Source organism: Sorangium sp. So ce693 (assembly GCF_051521375.1).
Lineage (GTDB): Bacteria > Myxococcota_A > Polyangia > Polyangiales > Polyangiaceae > Sorangium > Sorangium atrum.
The window spans coordinates 6841796-6863713 of sequence record NZ_CP150347.1; the positions used below are offsets into that span (position 1 = coordinate 6841796).

The 21918-nt window shown below is 69.5% G+C and carries 15 protein-coding genes; 6 read left to right on the forward strand and 9 right to left on the reverse strand.

Annotated features, from left to right (window positions below):
• Window positions 1-89 precede the first annotated feature (89 nt).
• Window positions 90-1181 (forward strand): SagB family peptide dehydrogenase, encoded by a 1092-nt coding sequence (locus tag WMF14_RS25400; protein WP_437804294.1) that lies wholly within the window; start codon window positions 90-92, stop codon window positions 1179-1181.
• 6 nt (window positions 1182-1187) lie between these two features.
• On the opposite strand, the gene WMF14_RS25405 is transcribed toward WMF14_RS25400, so the two are convergent.
• From WMF14_RS25405 to WMF14_RS25425, 5 genes are all read right to left on the reverse strand, one after another.
• Window positions 1188-2546 carry an FAD-dependent monooxygenase gene (locus WMF14_RS25405; protein WP_437790183.1) on the reverse strand — a complete coding sequence of 453 codons (1359 nt, stop codon included), beginning with the start codon at window positions 2544-2546 and terminating at the stop codon, window positions 1188-1190.
• 12 nt (window positions 2547-2558) lie between these two features.
• On the reverse strand, window positions 2559-3311 hold the full coding sequence (locus tag WMF14_RS25410; RefSeq protein WP_437790186.1) for a hypothetical protein: 753 nt from the start codon (window positions 3309-3311) through the stop codon (window positions 2559-2561).
• Window positions 3312-3663: 352 nt separating this feature from the next.
• Window positions 3664-4791, reverse strand: coding sequence for a carbon-nitrogen hydrolase family protein (locus tag WMF14_RS25415; protein ID WP_437790189.1), 1128 nt, complete (start codon window positions 4789-4791; stop codon window positions 3664-3666).
• A 52-nt stretch (window positions 4792-4843) separates the two neighbouring features.
• On the reverse strand, window positions 4844-7120 hold the full coding sequence (locus WMF14_RS25420) for a TOMM precursor leader peptide-binding protein (protein WP_437790191.1): 2277 nt from the start codon (window positions 7118-7120) through the stop codon (window positions 4844-4846).
• 5 nt (window positions 7121-7125) lie between these two features.
• Window positions 7126-11121 carry a protein kinase domain-containing protein gene (locus tag WMF14_RS25425; protein WP_437804296.1) on the reverse strand — a complete coding sequence of 1332 codons (3996 nt, stop codon included), beginning with the start codon at window positions 11119-11121 and terminating at the stop codon, window positions 7126-7128.
• A 679-nt stretch (window positions 11122-11800) separates the two neighbouring features.
• Here WMF14_RS25425 and WMF14_RS25430 point away from each other — a divergent pair.
• The 3 genes from WMF14_RS25430 to WMF14_RS25440 all read left to right on the forward strand — a co-directional run bounded on the left by WMF14_RS25430 (window position 11801) and on the right by WMF14_RS25440 (window position 14669).
• Window positions 11801-12508: a hypothetical protein gene (locus tag WMF14_RS25430; RefSeq protein WP_437790193.1), complete on the forward strand. Its 708-nt coding sequence runs from the start codon at window positions 11801-11803 to the stop codon at window positions 12506-12508.
• A 222-nt stretch (window positions 12509-12730) separates the two neighbouring features.
• A complete protein-coding gene (locus tag WMF14_RS25435) occupies window positions 12731-13792 on the forward strand; it encodes a hypothetical protein (protein WP_437790196.1) in 1062 nt (353 codons plus the stop codon).
• 70 nt (window positions 13793-13862) lie between these two features.
• A complete protein-coding gene (locus WMF14_RS25440) occupies window positions 13863-14669 on the forward strand; it encodes a ferritin-like domain-containing protein (protein ID WP_437790198.1) in 807 nt (268 codons plus the stop codon).
• Window positions 14670-14803: 134 nt separating this feature from the next.
• Here the strand turns inward: WMF14_RS25440 and WMF14_RS25445 are convergent, their stop codons facing one another.
• The 3 genes from WMF14_RS25445 to WMF14_RS25455 form a co-directional block, all read right to left on the reverse strand.
• Window positions 14804-15811, reverse strand: coding sequence for a Rieske 2Fe-2S domain-containing protein (locus WMF14_RS25445; protein WP_437790201.1), 1008 nt, complete (start codon window positions 15809-15811; stop codon window positions 14804-14806).
• A gap of 57 nt (window positions 15812-15868) precedes the next feature.
• Window positions 15869-16486, reverse strand: coding sequence for a TetR family transcriptional regulator (locus WMF14_RS25450; RefSeq protein WP_437790203.1), 618 nt, complete (start codon window positions 16484-16486; stop codon window positions 15869-15871).
• A 149-nt stretch (window positions 16487-16635) separates the two neighbouring features.
• On the reverse strand, window positions 16636-17148 hold the full coding sequence (locus WMF14_RS25455; RefSeq protein ID WP_437790205.1) for a GNAT family N-acetyltransferase: 513 nt from the start codon (window positions 17146-17148) through the stop codon (window positions 16636-16638).
• Between the two features lie 525 nt (window positions 17149-17673).
• On the opposite strand from WMF14_RS25455, the gene WMF14_RS25460 reads away from it, so the two are divergent.
• The gene (locus WMF14_RS25460; protein WP_272093450.1) at window positions 17674-18267 is read left to right on the forward strand and encodes a hypothetical protein; all 594 of its coding nucleotides are present in this window, start codon (window positions 17674-17676) and stop codon (window positions 18265-18267) included.
• A 359-nt stretch (window positions 18268-18626) separates the two neighbouring features.
• Window positions 18627-19982: a hypothetical protein gene (locus tag WMF14_RS25465; protein ID WP_437790207.1), complete on the forward strand. Its 1356-nt coding sequence runs from the start codon at window positions 18627-18629 to the stop codon at window positions 19980-19982.
• A 324-nt stretch (window positions 19983-20306) separates the two neighbouring features.
• Here WMF14_RS25465 and WMF14_RS25470 read toward each other — a convergent pair whose 3' ends face one another.
• Window positions 20307-21806 (reverse strand): phytoene desaturase family protein, encoded by a 1500-nt coding sequence (locus WMF14_RS25470; protein WP_437804298.1) that lies wholly within the window; start codon window positions 21804-21806, stop codon window positions 20307-20309.
• Between the last annotated feature and the right edge of the window lie 112 nt (window positions 21807-21918).

The following is a 21918-nucleotide window of genomic DNA, read 5'->3' on the forward strand; positions in this document are numbered from 1 at the left end:
GGCTTCTCTGCTGGTCTGTCGAGCACGACGGGACGCCGCTCTTGACTGCGCGTCCCTCACGCCCGCCTCCGCACGGCTGCGCGGGCGTGATGCCGGCCTCCACGACGATCTACCGCCTCTCCCGGTTCACGCTGATCCGCCGCGAAGGCGCCGCGATACTCGTGGAATCCCCCGCCGCGTGGGCGCAGGCGATCGTGCTTGACCGCGCGCTGATGCCGCTCCTCCACGACATCGGCGAGGCCAGCTCTTGCTCGGAGCTCGTCCGGCGCTCGCCTGGTCTGCCGGAGCACGTGGTCTTCGCGACGCTGGCCCTGCTGCATCGCACCGGGCTCGTGTGCCGCGCCGACGGCGAGGCCTCCTTCCAAGAGGACACCGCGCCTGACTCCGCGATGTGGGGATTCTACGATCTGCTCTTCCACGCCCGCACCCGCCGCGGGACCAACGTGGAACAGCTTGGCAAGACGTACCCGTTCCGCGGCCGGTTCGATCCGCCGCCGGCGCTCATTCCGCCCTCGGGCGCGGCGCGCGTGAGCCTCTCGACGCCGGACCTCGCTCGGCTCGTGAGCGACGATCCGCCGTTCGCGGCGGTGGTCGAGACACGGCGATCGGTGCGGCGCCACGGCGCCGCGCCCCTGTCTGTAGACGCGCTGGGCGAGCTCCTCTTCCGGACCCTGCGCGTCCGCCGCTTTTCTCCTCCAAGCACCGAGAAACCCTACGAGGTCACGGACCGCCCCTACCCCAGCGCCGGCGCCTGTTATCCGCTCGAGGCATACCTCGCCGTGGATCGCTGTCGCCGCCTCGATCCGGGTTTGTTTCGATACGTACCGGAGGAACACGCCCTGGAACTGGTATGTGGGAAAAATCGCGGCGTGGACCGGCTACTCCAGGATGCCGCCCGCGCGACCGGCGTCGAAGCGCCGCCTCAGGTCCTGATGATCCTTGCCGCCCGCTTCGCCCGGGTCTCCTGGAGCTATGGACCGCTCGCGTACAACCTGATCCTCAAGGAGGTTGGTGTCGTCTTTCACTCTGTGTACCTCGCGGCCACAGCCATGGGGCTCGGAGCGTGCGCGCTCGGCGCCGGGGATGCGCGTCTGTTCGCCGAGATCGTCGGCGTGGACGTCCTCGTCGCGACGTCAGTGGGAGAGATCCTCCTCGGATCACTGCCCGATGTGCGGGGTTGACGCGGTTCATCGCGAGCCCGCGGTGCGCGGAGGGGTGCCGAGGGGCTGACCGAGCTCAGCGCCAACGAGCTCCATGACCTCCGGCGCCAGGATGGCGTCGGGCGGCGCGAGCAGGTGCACGCGATCCAGGAGAACGCGGGCTGCGGCCGGGCTCTCGGGCGCGAGGCGAAGGACGCCGGCGAGAGCGAACGATTGCATCGCGTCCACCCGGCCGTCCCAATCGCGCCCGGTGACGATCTTCCAGGGAGCGGCGTTCGTCCGTGCGAGTCGCGCCTGGAACCGCCGCGTCCCGCCGGGGGCGACGAGTCCCGCCATGAGCTCCTGTTCAAGGTCGTCGACGCCGCGCGCGCACGCCGTCATTCCAAGCCCGAAATACGGATCGAGGGCGCACACGGCGTCGCCAAGGGCCACGAGGCGATCCGGCCACACGCCTGCGCGCTCGTAGTGATAGATGCGACTGCGGCTGCGCCCGTAATGATGCACGGGCGAGAGCGGCTGGGCCTCCGAGAGGGCGTCGTGGAGCCGCAGGTCCGGGAGCCGGGATGCGGCGCGAAGGAAGGCACCGTGATCATCGGGCGCCTCCTCGTCCCTGGGTCCGAGCAACACCACACTCCAGCGCCGCCCCTCGGCCTCCAGGACAGCGCCGCTGCGAAGATCACGACGCTCCGCCGCCGCGATGGAGAGGAACCTCCAGTCGTCACGGAAGGCGCGCGGGATCTCGAACCAGCACGAGGTGTACTGCGTCTCGGCTTCGATCTCCGTGATTTCGGGCGGCGGGAGGCCGAGATCCACGAGCCAGCCCGGCAGGGCCGAGCCGCTCCCGTCGGCGACCACGACGAGATCGGCGTCGAGCGCCTCGCCCGCCGCGTCGTCGCCGCGGCGCACGCGCACCCCGGTCACGCCGCCGCCGGCGGCCACGAGGCCCGTGGCCACCCGCCCTTCCAGGAGCACGATCCCCGGCTCGGCGAGCACCCGGCGGCGAAGGACGCCTTCGAGGAGACCGCGCGAGCAAGCGTACACGATGATCCCGGATCGAAACCGCGGCAGCCACCCGTGCTGCAAGCGCACGGCCGCCTGCTCGCCGAAATCGAACGGCACCGCCCCGGCGCCGGCGAGGTCGTCGCCGAAGCCGGGGAGAATGCGCTCGACGAGGTTGAGGCCTCCGGCCATGAGCAGGTGCAGGCAGCGCCCCTGGGGGACGCCCTTGCGGTGGCCGAGCCGGCTGAGGTCACGATCGCGCTCGATCACCGTGACCCGGCCGAATCGGCGGCGAAGCACCTGCGCCGCGAGGAGACCGCCCAGACCGCCGCCGACGACCACGGCGTGCCCGCCTCTGCCGGCTGCGACGGTGTCATGGGGCCCCATGCGCGTCCCCTCTCAGGAGCAGCAGATCGGGGGGCATGGTGAGTCGTTGCAGTCCTCCTCCAGGATGCGCTTGACTTCCTTAGCATCGACGCCCGCAAAGATGGTCGTCGGGAGGCCGTGCTCCTTCGCGTATTTCTCGAGCGCCTCCTTCGGATTTTCTTTTAGATTTTTACGGAACTCGCTGTCCAGCGCGGCCTTCGCGTAGACGTTCGCCAAACCCCGCTGAGAATGGGCCTTCTCCTCGGGCCGGGGGACGTCGACATGCCTCTCGGGCACATGCAGCGGCCCGACGACGACGCGGTTGAAGGTCTGGGCGTTAAAGCTTTGGACGGCGCCCTTTGTGTGCACGCAAATCCCCCCGGGGTGAAGAGTATCGGCGAGCGTCGGGCCGATGGTCTGCCGCAGATTCGGGTTGACAAAGTAGGTGTTGTTGCAGAAATAGACGCCGCCTTCCTTATACCTGACCATGAAAAGGAAGATTCCGGGGGCGGACTCGGCGCCTGTGAGGTTGTACTTTCCGCACTTGCTCGTCGCCGTGATCCGTTTGCCGTCGACTTTAGCGTAGAACTCCACCTCCGTCGGCTTGTAATGCTCATCCTTGAGGTATGTCTCGTGCTTCCTGGCGATCTCGTCGGGATGTTGATCTCCGCTCTTGGCTACAATGATCCCCTGGGCCCCAAGCCAGTTAACGTTATTCTTGTCGTCCCAGAACGAGTCGATATGTTCAACGAAATAGAAGAAGCGCTCTTTCGTCCGATTATCCACCACCCACTCGTACTTGACTTCGAAGGGCCAATGGCCAATCGGCTCACCTTCGCGGTTGAAGCAGTTGATTAATCCTGTCCATGTCCCCAGGAAGATGTCATAAGGGCTCTTTTGTTCAGCACTGGAAGTATGGCCAGTCATCATTCATTCTCCGTCTCGGATTGTGTAAAAGGGGTGCGGGTCAGTTCAATCAGGGACGTGCTGCCCCTCACAACGGTCACGATACATAATCTCCGCGGCCCGCGATGAGAAATCTCTTGTCATCCGCCGACGAGCCCGCCTGAATGAGATCGTCGCCGCCGCCGCCGCGGTGCGCTGTCTGCACTTGACAGCTTCCAGCGAGCTTCCTCCCCTAGGTCCGGCGACCATCCACCGCTCGGCTCCGAGCGGTCACCTCGGCGGCCATCCTCTCGATCTCCGGCGCCGACCTCTGCTGGCGAACCGCCTCCAGGAGCTGCTCCACCCCCTCCACGAGGCGCGCCGTGGCGCCGCGCTGCTCCGCGGGTCCGAGCTGGGCCGCCGCCCCGCTCTCCTGCATCGGACGGCACACGCGGTTGCGCTCCGAGTTCACCATCAGGCTGAGCGCGTCGGGTCGCGCATAGTGGCCCGTGGCGTCGTGCCAGTGCGCCCAGTCGGCGATCGCGCTGAGATCGATATCGGCGTAAAGGATGCCTTCCTCGTCCACCAGCGGGCCTGCGAGAACGCTGCCTCCCGGACTGATGATCGCGCTCCAGCCGCCGCCTTTCTTGAAGTACTGCCTCTGGTAGTCACCCTCGCAGAGCCTCTCGACGTTCTGCTCGCTGGCGGTGCTTTGCACGTTGAGCACGAAGCAGTCGCCTGCGTACGCGTGGTAGCGCGCGCACAGGGAGGTGGATTCATTGAAGCTCTCCCAGCCTTTGACGTTCGAGAACCCGACCCAGGCCGCGACGTGCACCTTCGCGTGCCGCGCGATCAGCGCGTGCCGAACCAGATCCATCGAGTGCTCCATGCAGAGCAGGCCGCTCAGCCTCCCGAAATCCATGTCCACCGTCACGAGGTCGGAGCCGTCGCCCAGGCCCCAGTGCGCGCGCTCCACGTGGGTCGGCATCACCTTGCGGTGCTTGCCGAGCAGCTTCCCGCGCCGGCTGATGTAGAGCAGCGTGTTGTAGCAGCTATTGTGCTCGCGCTCGGTGACGCCTATCACCACGTTGATATGACGCTTCCGCGCGACCTCGCAGAGCCGTTCGACGGTCTTGCTCGGGATCTCGACGCTGTTGCAAAACCATTCCTTGAACAGGGATTGGTACCACATCGGTGAGCCGAGCCACAGGTGAAACGGGTAACCGGGGATGAACGACTCCGGCAGCGCGACCAGCTCGGCCCCCTTGCTCGCGGCCTCTTCGATGAGCGCCACAGCCTTATCGAGGCATTTTTCGCGGTCGTAGAGTATCGACGACGCCTGCACAACAGCGGCCTTGAATCTAGGAAAACTGTCGGACATAATACCTCTTGAAGGAGGGCAAAACACTAGCAAGAAGAGACGTTCGTTGTCATCAGACGTATACGACCCATGAATTGAGCTCGGCCTCCGCGAGCGGCGCCTCCAGCCACCCTTCGCGGACGGGCACATCATAGAGTCGTCCCGGGCCGAAGCGAGCCCAGAAATGGCGTAGGCCCGGCACGACCACGCGGACGACGTGGAGCCCCACGTCGCGGCGGGTCTGATCGAGCACCAGCGTCTCCATGCCTCGCTCGGCGGCGATCCTCACGCAGCGGTGGACGTCCGCCAGGAGATCATCGCCGGCGAGGGCTGGATAGTCGGAGGGCCGCTTCGCCGGCAGGCGCCCGTCCGCCCGGAGATAGGGCTGGCGCTCGACCGATGCGGCGCGCCACCAGCGGAACGCCTCCGGGATCACGCCGCGCTGGGGAACGGCGCCGTCGCCCGGCGGCGGCACCGCGGCCAAGGACTGATTGACCTCGGTCAGCGCGCGGCGCAACGCGATGCGGGCGTCGAGGTGAGCACCGAACCCGAGCAGGATGCCCTCCTCCGCTGCGTCGCGGCGCCGCGAGATCGCCGCGAACGTCGGAATGCCGAGGTCGCTCGTCACATCGATGGCCCAGAGATCCCGTCCCAGGGCGTCGTAGTGCGCGCGCAGCCGCTCGATGTACGCATCGTCGAACGACGCCAGATCCACCCCTGGCCGCTGCAGGCGATTGTACCACCAGATGGCGACGCCGTCGCGCTCCACCAGCTCCAAAAAGCCCTGGAGCACGGCCTCTTCAAGCGTGCTGCCCGCCGCGCAGCCGTTGGAGTTGGCCACGGCGAAGCGGGCTCCCTCGCCGGGAGCTCCGTAGTAGCAATACGACGTCGGCAGGTACCGTGACGCGGAGGACGTCAGCGACCAGAGCGGCGTCCACTCGATGACCCGCGTCTCGTCAAAGGGCTCGGGCACCCACCGGGTCCGGGAGCCTGAGGCGTTCGACGCCGTCCGCTCCCGATACTGCTGCTCGCCGTACAGCATGCACGCGTTGGGGTGGATCGCGGCCTCGCCGACGTCCGCGCGCGCCGCGGCGAACCGCGGCTCGTCGCCCTGGAAGACGCCGGAGTACCGCTCGATCGCTTCTCCGATGGCGCTGGCCTGCACCTGATCGCGGTGCGCACCCTTGCCTCCGGATCGCTTCGTCAGGCCCTCGTGGAAGCCGTAGGGTTCGCTCTGCAGGGGAGCAAAGGCATGTTCCGCGATGCAGGTGATCGTGACGTCCTCGCCCGCGGCCGCGGTGGAGCGCAATGCGCCGATGATGCCGGTGATCGGGCTGACGTGGCGGCTCAATCGGGCCAAGGTGTCTACAGGGAGCTCTGCTCGAAAACCGCCGTCTGTCGTGAACCGCTTCTCCCTCCTCTCCAGCACGAGCGGCCGCGGCGCGCGCGGGTCGATCTGGTCCGGATGGCCGCACGCCGGGCACTGTGGTCGCCGTGTCAGGAGGTGCTCGCGCCACTCCAGGGTCAATGCGTTCAGCGTGACCACCTTGCCGGAGAGCGCGGGTTCTGGACCCTCTAGCATCCATTTGACCACTTCGGTGGCTGCCAGGGCCATGGCGATCTGGCGCGTTGAGGGGAGCGAGGAGAGGCTCGCTCCAAAGGGCTCGTCCGTCCCCTTCAGCCATTGGAGATATGCCTCTATCCGGCGGTGGCCGCGCAGGCGGTGGGCGAGGCAGGCCCAGCACCCCGTGCGCCCGGGCACGACGAGGGGGCCGAGCCACGGCTCGATGCCCACGGGCTTCAGCAGCAGGAAGGGGCGCTCCGCGGCGAGCGACGCGCGGTTCACCTCGGCGAGCTCTGGACGGAGGTAATCGTCGGTGAGCGCGACGTGCAGGTCTCCCGAGACCTGCTCTGTGCCACCTCGCACGAGCGAGGCGCGCACGCCCATCGACTCCAGCAGGTCGACGAGCGGCGCGGCGTCGAGGCCGCCGTGCGCGGAGACCGTCGCCGTGAGGCGCGAGAGCCGGCTGCGCGCCTCGTCCGCGCTCGCGCCGAGCCGCTCCAAGAACGCCGCCTCGCCGTCGCGCGTATCCACCGCGCCGCCCGCGAGGTACCCTTTGCGACGAAGCTGGTTTATGGCCACAAATACGCGGTCGGGCGGGATGCGTTCGCAGAGCTCGGTGAAGATTTCATTGATGGAGCGCATGCCGTCCAGCAGCGGCATGATGTCGCAGAACACCGGATCCCGGAGAAAAACGCGCTCGGTCTCGGCCAGCAGCAACACGCCCTCGCCGGCGACGAGCTCCCAACGCAGGAACTGCTTGAGGCGCGGGTGGGTCATCACACTCATGACTGTCAGGCTTCCCTCTCCCGGTCGACGTCCTCCAGCTCGCCCTCCAGACCGAGGTGTGCGGCGGTGCGAGCCGCCCTTTCGAAAAACAACGGACAAGCGAGGGAACGCGCCGTTCTGAGCGCCCGGTCGATGGCCAGCGCGGCGTCGTGCGTCGCACCGGCGGCATGGGATACGACGCCGCGCATCCGGTGAATCTCTGGAAGGTAGAAGCCCTCGTTGGAGCGCGCCGCGAACTGCTCGGCCTTGTCGAGCGCCGCGGACGCAGCGTCGTTCTTTCCCGTGAGGAGCTCGGCCTCTGCGAGCAACGTGAGAAAATAGGAAAGACCAAGTGACGATTCAGCGGACGTGCCTTCTTCGATGGTCTGTTCAATGAGACGGCGCCCTTCCGCGGCGCGTCCCTCCTCGCAGAGCGCCCACCCGAGTGGTACGCGGTTCCATGCGAGCCACATCTGGTGGCCAAGCTCGGTGCACGCGCGGATGGCTTCGGTCGCGTACTCGCGCGTCTTTTCAGCGTCGTGACGGAATTGGTGGAACCACGTGGCGAAGCTCAGGGAAAACGTGACGCTGAACGCGTGCTTCATTCCGCGCGCCCTCGCGACGGCAGCCTCACTTCGCCTCACCGCGCCGTCGGGGCGGCCACGCAGCAGATCCAGAAATGCCATGTAGCTCAGCGACCCCACCACGGGATCGACGAGCTCGAACGACTGCGCCGCGCCCCGCATCACAGAGGCGTCGTCCCCTGCCGCGAGGACGCGAAGGTGGTGCTCGATCGCTTGATCGAACTGCCCCATGTAGAAGTAGATGGCGCCAATGCAGCGGTGCGCTGCGATCTCCATTGCGGGCTCGCGCGCGCCGGTGGCAAGCGCAAGAAGTTGCTCGCCGAGCTCCATGCCGGCATCCAATTTCGTGCGCCACAAGCTCGCTCGCCACAGGCCGCACAGCGTCGCGAAATTTTGCGGAGCTGCCCTGACCTCCGAGCACAGCTCGTACGCGCGGGCGAAGGCCTGTCGAACCTCGGGCGCGCTGTAGCCCAGAGCCGGTGCGAGCGGCACCGCGATCGCGACACGCAGGTCCAGCTCCAGCTTGGCGCGCTCACCCGGCTCGGGCACCAAGGCCGCCAGTTCGAGCGCACGCGAGAGATGAACGATGGCCTCCTGGTGCGCCCATTGGGCTACCGCCTGCTCGCCGGCCCGGCGGAAATAGGACGCCGCCTGCGCCGGCATACCTGCCGCGTCGAAGTGCTGGGCCAGCAAGATCGCGTCGGTCTCGCCGCTGTTCTCCAGCCATGCGCCGGCGAGCGCGTGCCCCCGGCGGCGATCGTGCTCGGTGAGCATGGCGTAGGCACCGTCGCGCATCGCATCGTGCAGGAAAGAATACTCCACCTCTCCGGTGCGCGACGACTCGTTGTGCTTGAGGATCCATTCGCGCTCCTCCAGCTCGGCGAGCCGCGCATCCACGTCGGCAGCGCGCGTCTCCGCGCCGAGGAGCTGCAAGAGACCTCCCCGCCAGAAGACCTTTCCAAGAACGCTCGCGGCACGGAGCAGCCGGCGCGATTCGGGCTCGAGCAAGGAGAGCCGCGACTGCACTATCGCCAGCGCTGTTTCGGGCAGGTCTTCAACGCCGCCGGCGCGGCGCGCGCGCAAGAGCTCCTCCAGCAGGAAGGGGTTGCCTCCCGAGCGCTCCCAGAGCCGTTCCACCACGTCGGCCGGCTCGTCCTCGCCCAGGAGATGCCGGCACAGAAGGTCACATACCTTTCGGGACAGCCCGTCGAGGTGAATCTCCAAGAGCCCGCGCGCCCGCCACAGCTCAGGGAAGAGCGCGCTCGCCTCGGGCCTCGCGAGCGCCAGCACCCAGAGCGGCTGCTTCTTCAAGCGGCGCAGCGCCACGTCGATATACTCGATGGTGGCGGGATCGCCCCATTGCAAATCATCGATGATGATCAGGACAGGACGTACACGGCACTCCGCTTCGAGGAAGTCGACCCAGGCCCGGCGTAGATGGTCGGCCATGAGCGCCTTGTCGTTCCGTGCTGCACGTAGCTCGTCCCGGTGCGCGGCGAGGAACGGTGTGCCCGCGAGCTCGCCCAGGAACTCGGTGACCCGTGTTGCGTGAGCAGCGCCGACGTTCCGCGCCACGCGCGTCGCGAGCTTCTCGCGGCGCACGGCCAGCGCCTCACCGGTCTGGATCTCCGCGGCCTGGCGGACGAGATCCCCAAGGAGCCCAAACGGAGCGGCCGCGCGCATCGGGTTCCCCCGGGCGCTCCAGATGGTCACTGGCTCGGAGCGCCCGCGGATCCAATGCACCAGCTCGTGACGCAGGCGCGACTTGCCCGCGCCCGGCTCGCCGATAACGAGGACAGCGCGCGCCCCCGGATCGGCCGGGTCGAGGGTCCGTTGGAGCAGCGCTATCTCACGGTCGCGCCCGACGAACGGAACCACCTTGCCGAGTACTTTGCGCGCCTCTCCCGCGAGCTCGAGCTCGCGTTTCAGTATGTACCCCTCTTCGCTCGACTCCATCTCGAAGCCCCTGTCCAACAGGCCCGCGGTCAAGCCATCGATCTGCAGGGTACCCTGCGAGCCGAGGAGGAGCGAGATGGATTTCTCGACAAGCCTTCCAATTGGAGAAGGCTGTCCTGCGCGCTGCCAGCCCGTCGCGAGCGCGAGCGGATGCCTGCGGACACGCCGGTGCACCTCGAGCGCGCAGCGCGCGGCGCGCTCGGCATGGTCGGTGATCAACCCATCGGCGCGGAACGTCACCACCGTGGTGCCATCGATCAGGCACTCGACGCGCCCGTTGTACCGGTAGGCTGCTTGCATGACCGCAAGGCTCACCGCCTCGGCTATACGATCGGCGTTGTCCTCGTCATGCTCTACGTCGGATCGAACTGTCGACCCGGTAGCGTCGCACTCGATCGCGCCGACAATGAGCACCGAGATCAGCCGGTCTTCTTCCGCGCTCAGCGAGACGGGCGTGGCCGCGGGTCGCTTAGGTGTGACCAGCTCCAGATCGAGCCCGTCGAGCTCGGCAGCAAGGGCTGCTGCGTTGGCAGGACGGCCGCTCGGATCCTTGCAGAGCATGCGGTCCACCAGATCGACGAGCGCATCCGGCACTCCTCTGCAGAGATCCGAGAGCCTCGGCGCATCATCAAGGAGCACCTGGGCCAACACCGCCATGAAGTTCATTCCCGTGAACGGCCGGCGCCCAGCGAGGCACTCGAACAGCACGCAGCCCAGCGAGAACACGTCGGCGCGCACGTCGACGGCGCAGGATGCGCGCGCCTGCTCCGGCGCCATGTATTCTGGCGTGCCGATCACGGTGTCCTTGGCGGTCAGCACACGCGTCGCGTGGAGCGCGCGCGCGATGCCGAAGTCGATGATCTTGATCCGATCCAAGCGCCCGTCGATGAGGAACAGGTTGCTGGGTTTGAGGTCGCGATGCACGATTCCCTGGGCATGGACGCTGGTCAGCGCACAAGCGACGTGCTTGATGAGCGCCACGCTCTCGGCGATGCTGGGCGGCTTGCGGGCGAGCTGCGCCGCAAGATCGTGGCCATTGAGCCACTCCATCACGAGATAAGGCACCGGGTCGTCGCCGTGCGCCACATAGCGAACGACCGCGGGGTCCTTGATCTTCGAGAGCACCTGCGCCTCGCGGAGAAAGCGCGCGATGTCCGACGGTGCGCGATCCGTGAGCAGCTTGACGGCCACTGGGACTTGCATCCGCCGATCGAACGCTTGATAGACAGTCCCCATCCCCCCGGCGCCTACCCTACGTTCGATTCGGAAGCGACCCTCGCCAACGGCGGTCACGACCATGGGCCCTGGAATCTCGCGTCGAAAGGCTCGACCGCTGCCAGCGCTCTGCGATCGGTCGGCTGTCGCCTCGATAGCCGAGTGCATTCGCTTCGCGATCTGCTCCATCTCGCCCGGAGCCTTGACCGTGTCCCGCTCCGCCTCGTCTCGCCCCACTTTGTCGTACCTCGACCGCCCCGCCCCCATTTGTGGCGGCCAAGAAGATATCAGCGTCCATGAAAAAGAGTCAAGCGCGGTCACCGTGCATACAAGGATCTGATCTCTCTACATTTTGCCGCAAACCGGCCCGGAAATCGGCTGGCGACGGCGTCGCCGACGAAGCGGTCGGAGCCATCAGCGCCGGCGCCTGCCAGCGCGAGATGGCGATGGCGCAGGCAGGAGAAGCGGTCGGCGGACGAGCCAACAGGCTTGCATGGCCGGCTGTTCACGGACAAGCAGCGGACCCAGCCGTTCACGTCGGTCACGGGCAACATGGATCGGGTCAACGTCGCGGAAGCGATCGGCAGGACGACGGGTCGTTGTGTCGAGGGGTGGCAGAGGCGACAAAGGAGGGCAGGACGTAAGCGGCGCCGACGCCCGCTTCGGCGAGCGTCATCGTCGCTGCGGCTTCGGCTGCCGCAGCGACGACCACCGCAGTGCCCGGCGCGTCGCGCCCGACGCGCGCTCGCCGTAGGCCTCGCCGATGCGCGTCGGCCTGATCCTGTCATCGGAGAGCGCACGACGCCGATCTCACCGCATCGGGCGGCGCTCGCGCGGGCTATCCACCGCCCCGGTTCGGTCCTACAAACACGTGCTCTCGGTGCCGCGCGACGGCCCTGCGGAAGGGTGTCTGCGCCTCCGGCATCGAACGTTCGTAGGAGCGATCATGAAGAGGTGGATTGGACGGGCCGCTGTCCTGTGCGGCCTCGCCGCGGCCGCGTGCACCGCCGGCCCTGCGGACGCACCATGGCTCGCGGAGGGGGACGGGTCGCTGGCGCTGGACTGGGCGGCGGCCTCTCCGACGGCGTTCCGCGGCGCCCCCGGGAACGTCGACCCGAGCGCGCCGTGCTCCGCCCGGGTCCTCTTCACGGAGGCCTTCGCGGACAACGCGACCCGGTGGAGCCTCGGGGCGGGGTGGGAGATCGGGCCGGCGAGGGCGTCGAGCGACCAGCGCGCGGGGTTCCCCGATCCGGCGAGCGATCACACCGAGGCCGGCGACGACGGCGTGGCGGGCGTGGTGCTCGGCGGCAGCCCGAGCGTCACCGCGCCGCACCCGCAGCGCTACCTGACGAGCCCCGCCGTCGACGCCCTCGTGAGCGGGCGAGTCACGCTGTCGTTCTGGCGATGGCTGAACACGACCTACCGCAACAAGGCCCGCGTCGAGGTCTTCGACGGCTCGCGCTGGCGGATCGTCTACGAGTCCCCGCACGACGATGTCACCGAGTCCGGATGGAAGCGCGTCACCTACGACCTCACGCCCTACAAGAGCTCGAACCTGCGGGTGCGGTTCGGCTACAGCGCCGTCATCGCCTTCGGCGGCGCGCCCATGTCGGGCTGGAACATCGACGACGTGCAGATCAGCGCGTGCCGCTGAGCCGGCTCACGACCCGAGCGGGAGAGCGCCCGCGCGCTCCCCTGGGCACCGCGACGAGACACACCACGACTGCCATTTTCCTTTCCTGCTGGCATCCGTCACGACCCCGAGCTCGGCCATCGATGGCCCTGGCACCTTGCTTGCTCGACCCGGCCTCGGAGCGCGCGAGGACGCAACCTTGCGCCAACCTGTGCCAGAGAAAGGACGGATCGAACCATGGCCATGCAGAAGAAGCGAAAGGTGCTGAAGGCGCCGTTCATCGTGACCGTCGCCGCGGCGGCCTCGCTCACGGGCGCGATGGCCTTGCCGGGGTGCACTCCCACGGTGAGCGACGGCAGCTGTCCGGAGTCGGCGCCCGCGGTGGGGTCGAGCTGCGAGGTGGACGATCTCTCGTGCGGCTATGGCGACGACGGGTGCGGCCGCCCCATCGACTACACTTGTTCGGACGGGGTGTGGGAGCAGGCGCCCACGGCGACGTGCAACCCGCCTCCGCCGCCGGAGTGCCCGCCGGCGCTGCCGGCGGCCGGCAGCGCGTGTGCGCAGCCCGGGATGAACTGCAACTATGACGAGCCGCTGCCCACCGGTTGCCCCTCGACGGTGACGTGCGGTGACGACGGCACGTGGTCCGAGCCGATCGCGCCGGCCTGCAACCCGCCGCCGCTCGAGTGCCCCCCGGAGAAGCCGGCGGCCGGCAGCGCCTGCGTGCAGCCCGGGATGAGGTGCCCTTACGAGGACTCCGAGCCCGCCTTGAGTTGCCCCTCGACGGTGACGTGCGGTGACGACGGCACGTGGACCGAGACGGTCGTGCCGACGTGCAACCCGCCGGCGCCGGTGTGTCCCGAGAAGATGCCGTCCGACGGGGACCTCTGTGAGGGAGGGACCGGGCCTTGCCCCTACGAGATGATGACCGGCTGCGGCCCGATGCCGACCCAGGCCGAGTGCGTTCAGCAAAAGGACACCTGGAGCTGGCAGGTAGCCGAGATCTTCTGCAACCCGCCGCCCCCTGAGGTCTGCCTCACGGCCGCCACCGAGGACGCGTGCGCCAACCTCGGGCCGGCGTGTCGCTGGCTCACGCCAGGCTGCGGCGACGCCTCGGAGACACCCGTGCTGGCCCAGGCGGGCTGCTTCCCGAGCCAGGGTTGCGAGGTCGACGAGGCGTGTCCGGGGGGGACGCGCTGCCAGGAACTCGTCATCAACCCCTGTTACAAGCAGGCCTGTGACGCTTGCGGCTCGACGGTGAAGGTGTGCGCGCCGCCGGGCGGGCGCCCGAGCGCGTCGCCGTGAGCTCCTCCAGGGGCGGCGAGCGCCCGTCTCCCGCCTTGCCGCCCCCGGACTCCCCGCCTAGCGTGATCCCATGAAGGACGCCCCCGACGCAGAGCAGGACAGCGCCGCTCACGCAGAGGCGCCGCGCGGGCAGCGCGCCCCCCTCCCGCCCGCGAGCGACGCGGTGCGCGCCGAGTGGGGGCGGCGCGTCGAGGCCGAGTACCGCTCGGCGGCGATCACACAGCACCTCACGCTCTGGCTGATCCAGATGGGCGCATCGCCGGATCTCATCGACGACGGCCTCCGCATCGTCAAGGACGAGCTCGCGCACGCGCGCCTCAGCCATCGCGTCCACGCCCGCGCGGGCGGCGGCGCCTTGCCGGCGCTCCGCCGCGAGACGCTCGGGCTCAGGAGCAACGGAGACGAGGCGCTCGAGGTGGCCGTCGCCCGGGCGGGCGTGGAGGTGTTCTGCCTGGGAGAGACGGTCGCGGTCCCGCTCTTCAAGGTGCTCCGCGAGGGGTGCACCGTGCCGGTCGCGCGCCGGGCGCTCGACCGCATCCTGCGCGACGAGGTGCGGCACCGCGACTTCGGCTGGACGCTGCTCCGTTACCTGCTCGAGCAGCCGTGCGCGCCGGCCGTGAGGCAGCTGGTCGAGCGCGAGCTCCACGCCATGTTCACGCGGCTGCGCAGGAGCTACATGCCCCCTGGCGGCGCGAGGCGCGCGGCGATCTCCGACGACGACCGCGCCTGGGGCCTGATGGCGCCCGCTCGGTACGGCGAGATCCTCGAGCGCGCCGTGGAGCGGGACTACGTCCCTCGCTTCGGCGAGCACGGTCTGGATGCGACCGCCGCTTGGCGCGCGGCGACAGCGCCCGATCGGTCCGCTGCGCCCCCCTGAGCCGGACGCCTCCCGTCCGCCGCGCGGCGCCGCGAGACTGCCGCGCCTCGTGCGCCGGACCCCGCCTGCCCTCCCACACAGCACCGCTAGAGCTCGGCCTCCCAGGCAGGCCTGGAGCCTGCGCGGACGGGCCGTCACGCCATGACGCGGATCACCCGCCGCTCCGGCAGGCTCGCTCGCCTCTGCTCCCATTCGCCGCGCGCCGCCGACTCGAGGATGCGGCGCAGTAGCAGCGCTGGTGCGTCCGCCTCGACGTGGTGCTCGCGGAGGGCCCCCGGCTCCGCGCAGGCGAGCTCCGCGCTCTCCAGGAGGATCCGGTCCTGCCGGAGGATCGCCGGCTCTTCCTGGCGAAAGCGCACGCGCGCCCCGAAGGGCAACGCCCTCGCGATCATCCACTCCAGGCGGCACCGATCGGGCGCGGTCGGGACGAAGTGCAGGACGATCCGGCGCGAGGGGCCTCCCAGCGAGCGCACCTCGACGCGATCGGGGAGCGTGAACGAGAGCAGCGTCTGCAGCGACCGCTGCCCGGGCGCCCCGCCGCCCTCGCGGACCGGCCCGCGCAGCGTCATCCCGTCGGGCGTCGGCCGCAGCTCGAGGAGCTCCTCGCGCAGGCCACGAAAGAGCGCGGCGTAGAACTGCCAGTGAGTCCACGGGTGCGCAAACGCTGGATGACACCAGTCGAGGTTGTTCTCCAGGCCTTTGATGGAGGAGCACCCGAGCTCCACCGTGCCCTGATCCCAGCGGTGCGCCGCAAAGCCGTCGATGCTCGGCGCGGGCGGCGGCGCTCCGCCGTGGCCTCCCCCGAGCCAGACCCACACATACCCGTCCTGCTCCGCGCACGGGAACGCGGGGACACCGCACCTCTCGGGGATGCGCCTGCCCCCCGCGAGCGACGGGATGTGCACGCACTCGCCGCCGCCGCTGTATCTCCAGCCGTGGTATCCGCACGCCAGCTCTCCCTGGGTCACGCGCCCGAGAGACAGCTTGACGCCGCGGTGGCAGCAGCGATCCGCGAGCGCGCGGGGACGGCGGCCGTCTCCGCGAAATACGACGATGTCCCGATCGAGGACCCGGACCGCGCGAGGGGCATCCCCGAGCTGCGAGGACGCACAGGCAACATACCAGTACTCCCTGAGGAACATGACCTCACCTCCAGCAAACATTCATGAATGTATGTAATTCGACATGAAAAACCGCGCTCAGCGCTGGAGCCCGCGCAGGAACGTCGCGACCATGCGGCGCACGACGGCCCTCGACTCCAGCACCTTCGGGTCCATGAGGTGCAGCGCGGTCGCTCCGTGCACGAGGCTGACGGCCGCGAGGGCCGCGGCCTTGGGGTCCGTGGCACGGTCGATCTGGCCGGCCGCGATGCCCTTGCGCACGAGGTCGGCGACCATGTCGACGAGGCGGCGCGCGCTCGCGATCTTCTGCTGGAATCCTGGCTCGAGCTCGGGCGTGAGCTCGGTCTTGAACAGCGTGATCGAGAGGACCGCGCGGTACTCCGGATCTTCCTCGAGGTACTCGAGCGATCGCGTGAGCAGGCGCTCGATCGATTCGAGCGGCGAGTACCGGGGCGACAGCGCCTCGGCGAAGACCTCGTTCGCCTTGGCGCAGCGCTCGCCGATCAGCGCCGAGTAGAGCTCCACCTTGCCCTTGAAGTGCCAGTAGACCGCGCCCCGCGTCAGCCCGGCTTCCGCCGCGACGTCCTGCAGCGTCGCCGCCGAGTATCCCCTGCGGCTGAAGACGCGCAGCGCCGCGTCGAGGATCTGCTCGCGGGTCGCGGCTGCTTCCTCCTTCGTCCGTCGCACCCACTTCATATACATTCACAAATGTATGTTAGCAAGCCCGATCGTCACCTGGTCGGCGGCGGATCGCGGAGCGCGCGGGGTGGGGCCGCCGTCGTGACAGGCAAGGCGATCTGGCGGAGAGGACGCGAGATCGGGTCGTGAAGACGCCGGACCCGGGCTCAGGTCGCGAAGACGGCGAACTCGGGGCTGTAGACGACCACGCCTCGGGCGCGCTCCAGCGCCCCGTGCGCGAGCTCGATCGCCATGAACGCCTCGTCCGCCGCGTACTCGTTGCCGAGGCCGTACAGGCTTGCCTTCTTGAACCCGAACCGCGCGTAGTACTCGGGCGATCCGAGGACGACGGCGAACGCGAAGCCGGCGTCCCTGCACGCCGCGATCCCCCGTCGCGCCAGCGAAGAGCCGATGCCGCGGCCCTCCAGCCCAGGAGAGACCGCGAGCGGCGCGAGGCCGACGCCTTTGCCGGGGACGCCGTCGCCGGCGATCGTCACGGGGCTGAACAGGACATGTCCGACGATGCCCGTATCCGTCACCGCGACGAGCGATACGGCCGCGCGCCCCGCATCCCGCAGCCTGTCCACGAGATCCGCCTCGAGCGCCGAGGGAAACGCCGCGAGGTGAACGGCGCGGATCCCCGCTTCATCCCCCGCCCGTCCGGGCCTGACGTCGATCATCGACGCCCCCCTCCAGACAGACGCCCCTCGGCCGATCCGCCTGCGCGAGGGGCAGCGTCCGGCGCCGTCCCCCGCCCGCGAGCGGCGTCAAGCGCCAAAAAGGGCGTGGTTATGACAGACCATGTCCGACCGGGTCGACACCTCGATAACGCCCCCGCCTCTCCAGTTCTCCACAGGAGTTCTCCACAGGACATCCCCTGGACAACAGCTGGATTCTGTCGATTACCATCGCCGCGCAAGCCTCTTCTCGTCATGGCCATTCGGGCAGCCTAGCGGAACCCCGCGCCGCAGGGTGAACCGGCGCCTACAAGACAATGCAACTAACTGTAATTACTATAGTTTTTCCATCCACAGGCCCCGCCGTCCGCCCCTGACAGGTTGGGACAATGTCCGTCCGATCGATCCCTTTCCCGACGGGTCGAAGATGACTATCCATGGTAGACATCAAGGACGCGGCGCGACGGCGTGTCTCTCGCATGAGCGTGTAAATGGCGCGCCGGAATGCTTCGTTTTGGAGGAGACTTCATGGAAAAGATCTCGCTCACGTACTTTGTCGACTTCGTTCTCAAGGCCGGGACGCCCAAGCTGACGGGCGTCAGGGAGTTCAAGGAGCGGAAGGACGAGCTCTACACGGACTTTTACAGGCAGGTGCGAGAGGCGATCGTCGACATGCACAGGAGCGGAAAGCCCACCAGCGTGCTCGACGGCTTCCTCGCCGCGCAGCACGACGAGCGGCGCCGCCGCATCTACCCGTCGGTGGTGAACGGATATCGCAAGTTCCTCGCCTCGACGAAGATGACGTGGTTCGAGCCTCCGGCGTCGACGTATCGCCTCGGCGATCTCGAGATCAACGTCAACCCGGAGCTCGGGCTCGTCATCGATGGGACGCCGCATGTCATCAAGATGTATTTCCGCGGGGAGCCCCTGTCGTCCAAGCGCGTCTCGGTCGTGCTGAACCTGCTCATGAACGGGCTCGCAGAGAGCACGCCGGGCGGCGCCTTCGCGGTGCTCGACGTGCGGAACGCCAAGATTCACACCTTCAAGGTGCCGAACCCGCGGCTCAGCTTGCTCCTCCGCGGCGAGGCGGCCTCCTTCGCCACCATCTACACCGGGCTGTGATCGCTGCGCCGCCGAGCGAGGCGGCGCCGCGCAGGCATCGCACCACGTCATCTCCCGGCGTCCACCGAGCCCACGACGCCCACCGCGACGCCCACTGCGACACCGGCGTTGCCGCGCCACGCGCCCTCCGCCGCTCATGCCGGCGGGGGCGCGCGGCGCTCGCGCCCGCCCGCTGCAGGACACGCACCGGGTGGACGCGGGAGCCGAAAGGTCGATGTCACGACGACGACGCCGTGACGCCATGACGCGACGACGCGACGACGTGATGACGCGACGCCGCAATGAATGGCGCACACGCAATAGGGCTGTAGGAGATCGACGCCTCTGGCCTCATCGCAGAACGTACAAGCAGAGTAAAAATGACCGATTCAGAGAAAGAGAACTACGATCGCTCCGGCAGTTTCGTTTATCCTCGGGTTGCCATGGACCGCCGCGCGCAGATCACCGCAACCCCGCTTCATGTGCCCAGCATTCTTGTGGTCCTTGATCCCGCGTGGCCGGCGCTTTTCAGCCTGTGCCTCGCGGTGGCGCCGGGCTGCGGGGTGCTCCTGCACCGCTGCGACGCGGCCACCGCCGCGACGATCGCCGCCGAGCGGCGGCCGCTCGCGATCCTCCTGTCCAACAGCGTCTATGCAAGGGATCCGGCCGATTTCGAGGCGCTCGCCCGGGACGTCCACTCGACGCTGCTGCGGCTCGACGAGGAGGTCAGCGAGCGAGAGCTCGAAGCGATGCTGAACGGGGCGCTGCGCGAGACGCGCGAGATGAACGCGCAGCGCGATACGGGGCGGCGCGACGAGGGCGGCGGGCGCTACACGATGATCGGGGCGCAGCGCAGCGAGACCTTCGGCTCCAAGGGGTCCTCGGGCGCGGACTCGCGCGCTCCGCTGCGGGCGGGCGCGAGCGCCGATCCCCGCCTGGCGCCGCGGGTCCGCGAGACGTCAACGAGCCACAGCACGCTGCCGCCGCCCTCGGCGCGCTCCGCCGCCCCGCCGTCGGCCCGGGCGCCCCTCGCGAGCCACGCGCTCACGCCGGTGCCCCCGTCGAGCGCGCCGCCGTCGTTCCGCTCCCCGCCGTCGGTGCCCTCGGCGCCGCCGCTGGCGCGCACGCAGCCCAGCGCTTACGCGCCGGGCGGCTCGCAATCGACACCGCCGCCCTCCGCCCGCTCGCTCCCGAGCCCTGCGGTTGCGCACGCGGAGACCGCCGCGAGCGGCCGCCTGTCGAGCCTGCCCCCATCGTCGCGCCCCGAGCCCCTGTCGAGCCCGCCCCCGTCGATGCGCTCACAGCTCCTGTCGGGTCCACCTCCGTCGACGCGCGCACAGCCGAGCGCGCCGCCGGTCCCCTCGTCGCGCCCTCTGCCCGGGGGCCCTGCGGCGCGCCGGCCCACGCCGATGCCGTCGAGCGGGCAAGCTGGGCCGCCCTCCTCCAGGCGGAGCCTGCCGAGCCCGCCGTCCCTGCGCACGATGGCGAACTCGCCCCCTTCCGTACGCTCCGTCCCGCCCGGCATGCTCCCGGGTGCCGAGCCCCCGCCGTCGATCAAGACGATGGGCCCCCTGTCGGCGCGGATGGCCCCGGCGTCCTCGGTGCGCCCCGAGCTGTCGCCGCGCTCAGGCGTGCGAGAGCGGGGCAGCGAGGAGCTCGACGCCGTGTTCGAGGATCAGAAGCTGCCGCTCGACGCGCTCGCGCGGGGCAACCGCGGCAGCACGACCACGCGCTGAAGCGCGGGCCAGAGCGTTTTCCGCCCACCTCTGCCACATGCCGAGCAGAGCGGCATGCCGAGCAGAGCGGCATGCCGAGCAGAGCGGCATGCCGAGCAGAGCGGCATGCCGAGCAGAGCGGCATGCCGAGCAGAGCGGCATGCCGAGCAGAGCGGCATGCCGAGCAGAGCGGCATGCCGAGCAGAGCGGCATGCCGAGCAGAGCGGCGGTCACCCGCACAGGAGACGGGCCCAGATCGGCGTTTTCGGCGCGCAAGCGCACTCCAGTGCGCTGAGCACCGAAAACGTCGAGATGGGCCCGTATCCGAAGTGGGTGACCGTCGCTCTAGCGGGGGCGGGTGAGCCACGATACGGTGGAGCCCGCGGCGCGCTCGAGCAGATCGCCGGCGATGTCGAGCAACGCGGGCGGAGCGGGCGCGCCGAGGTCGCGGCCGAGATCGACGAGGATGCGGTCGACGCACTCCATCGCGCTCGAGGCGGCGAGATCCATCCCCGCGCCGCGCCCTCCGGCGGCGCGCCCTGCGAGGTACAGCCCCCGCACGGGCGTGTACACCGCCGGCCGCGCGCGGCCGACCTGGCCCGGCGTCTGCGCTGTCCCCGCCGCGATCTCGCCGCCAGGGGCGCACGCCTCTCGACCTCCGTCCGCGGGCGAGCCGTCGATGAAGATCGCCTGGGAGAGCAGGCCGGGCACCGCCGCCGACAGCGCGCGCAAGAGCTCGTCGACCGTCGCGCCGGGTCCACCGCGCGAGGCGCCGCCGCTCCCACCAGGTACGGCGCACGCGCAGAGGAGCTCATGCCCGGGCGGCGCGAGCGACGGGTCGAAGCGCGTCGGCGCGAGGCAGTAGAACGGGAGCGCCGGCGCGCCGGCGCCGCCGGCGAGACCGGCGAGCGCGCCTGCGGCGACGAGGCGCCTGCGCAGCCCGATCTTGACCTCGACCAGCCTCGGCCGCGGCGTGATCGCACGGACGCGCGCCACGTAGGCGTCGGGGAAGTGCGGCTCGCCGACGAGGCCCGAGACCGTGCGCAGGAGCCCGGCCGCGCTCACCACGATCCGCGCGGGGAGCGCCGTTCCGTCCTCGAGCTCGACGCCGCGCACCCGACGATCGCGCACCAGCACGCGGCGCACGGTCGTTCCCGTCCACACGGCGGCGCCGAGCTCCCGGGCCAGGCGGCAGAAGACCTCGGGGATCCGCGACCCGCCGCCCTCGGGATAACGCTGCCGGCCGGCGCGGGCGAGCCGGCGCAAGGAGAACAGCGCCTCGCCCGCCGATGCCTCGGTTCCTGGCAGCAGCAGCGGCAGGCCAAGCAGCCCGCCGAGCCGAGCGGCGGCCGCGGCGCGCGGGATGAAGCGGGCCACGTACGCCTCGGCCGTCACGTCGTCGCACGCCGCCAGATCGACGTCGCGCATCGCCCCCGCGTGCGCGAAGAGACGCGCGGCGCCCGCGGCCTCCAGCGGCGTGAGGTCGAGGCCGCGCGCGAGATCCAGGGCGGCCCCGGGGAGCCGGAGGAGATCCGCTTGCAGGACCACGCGGCGGGCGCGCGCTGCCCCGGCGCGGACGCCCGCGAAGCAGAGCGCCGCCGGCTCGTCGTCCTGCCGGAAGGTGATCGCGTCGCCCTGGCCCACGCGGCGGAGCACGTCGCCGAGCGGGCCCTGCTCGCCACAGCCAAGCATGTGCGTGGCTGTGTCGACACGGAACCCGTCCCTCTCGTAAGCGGCAGAGGAGCCGCCCAGGCGGCGCTCCTTCTCGACGAGCAGGGTCGGGATGCCGGCGTGCGCAAGGAGGAGCGCCGCGGCAGCACCGCCGACGCCAGACCCGATCACCACTGCGCGCAAGGGAGCCTCGTCCATGACGTCACGAGAACATATCGCGGAGCGCCCCCCGTGCGGCGCGCGCCGCACCACCGGCAATCACGCGGAAACCGCGCTGGAATCACGT

Excerpts from the sequence above, each read along its gene's own strand:
- WMF14_RS25400 (WP_437804294.1), top strand. The coding sequence starts at position 90 with ATGCCGGCCTCCACGACGATCTACCGCCTCTCCCGGTTCACGCTGATC.
- WMF14_RS25405 (WP_437790183.1), bottom strand. The coding sequence starts at position 2,546 with ATGGGGCCCCATGACACCGTCGCAGCCGGCAGAGGCGGGCACGCCGTG.
- WMF14_RS25415 (WP_437790189.1), bottom strand. The coding sequence starts at position 4,791 with ATGTCCGACAGTTTTCCTAGATTCAAGGCCGCTGTTGTGCAGGCGTCG.
- WMF14_RS25420 (WP_437790191.1), bottom strand. The coding sequence starts at position 7,120 with ATGAGTGTGATGACCCACCCGCGCCTCAAGCAGTTCCTGCGTTGGGAG.
- WMF14_RS25425 (WP_437804296.1), bottom strand. The coding sequence starts at position 11,121 with ATGGGGGCGGGGCGGTCGAGGTACGACAAAGTGGGGCGAGACGAGGCG.
- WMF14_RS25430 (WP_437790193.1), top strand. The coding sequence starts at position 11,801 with ATGAAGAGGTGGATTGGACGGGCCGCTGTCCTGTGCGGCCTCGCCGCG.
- WMF14_RS25435 (WP_437790196.1), top strand. The coding sequence starts at position 12,731 with ATGCAGAAGAAGCGAAAGGTGCTGAAGGCGCCGTTCATCGTGACCGTC.
- WMF14_RS25440 (WP_437790198.1), top strand. The coding sequence starts at position 13,863 with ATGAAGGACGCCCCCGACGCAGAGCAGGACAGCGCCGCTCACGCAGAG.
- WMF14_RS25445 (WP_437790201.1), bottom strand. The coding sequence starts at position 15,811 with ATGTTCCTCAGGGAGTACTGGTATGTTGCCTGTGCGTCCTCGCAGCTC.
- WMF14_RS25450 (WP_437790203.1), bottom strand. The coding sequence starts at position 16,486 with ATGAAGTGGGTGCGACGGACGAAGGAGGAAGCAGCCGCGACCCGCGAG.
- WMF14_RS25455 (WP_437790205.1), bottom strand. The coding sequence starts at position 17,148 with ATGATCGACGTCAGGCCCGGACGGGCGGGGGATGAAGCGGGGATCCGC.
- WMF14_RS25460 (WP_272093450.1), top strand. The coding sequence starts at position 17,674 with ATGGAAAAGATCTCGCTCACGTACTTTGTCGACTTCGTTCTCAAGGCC.
- WMF14_RS25465 (WP_437790207.1), top strand. The coding sequence starts at position 18,627 with ATGACCGATTCAGAGAAAGAGAACTACGATCGCTCCGGCAGTTTCGTT.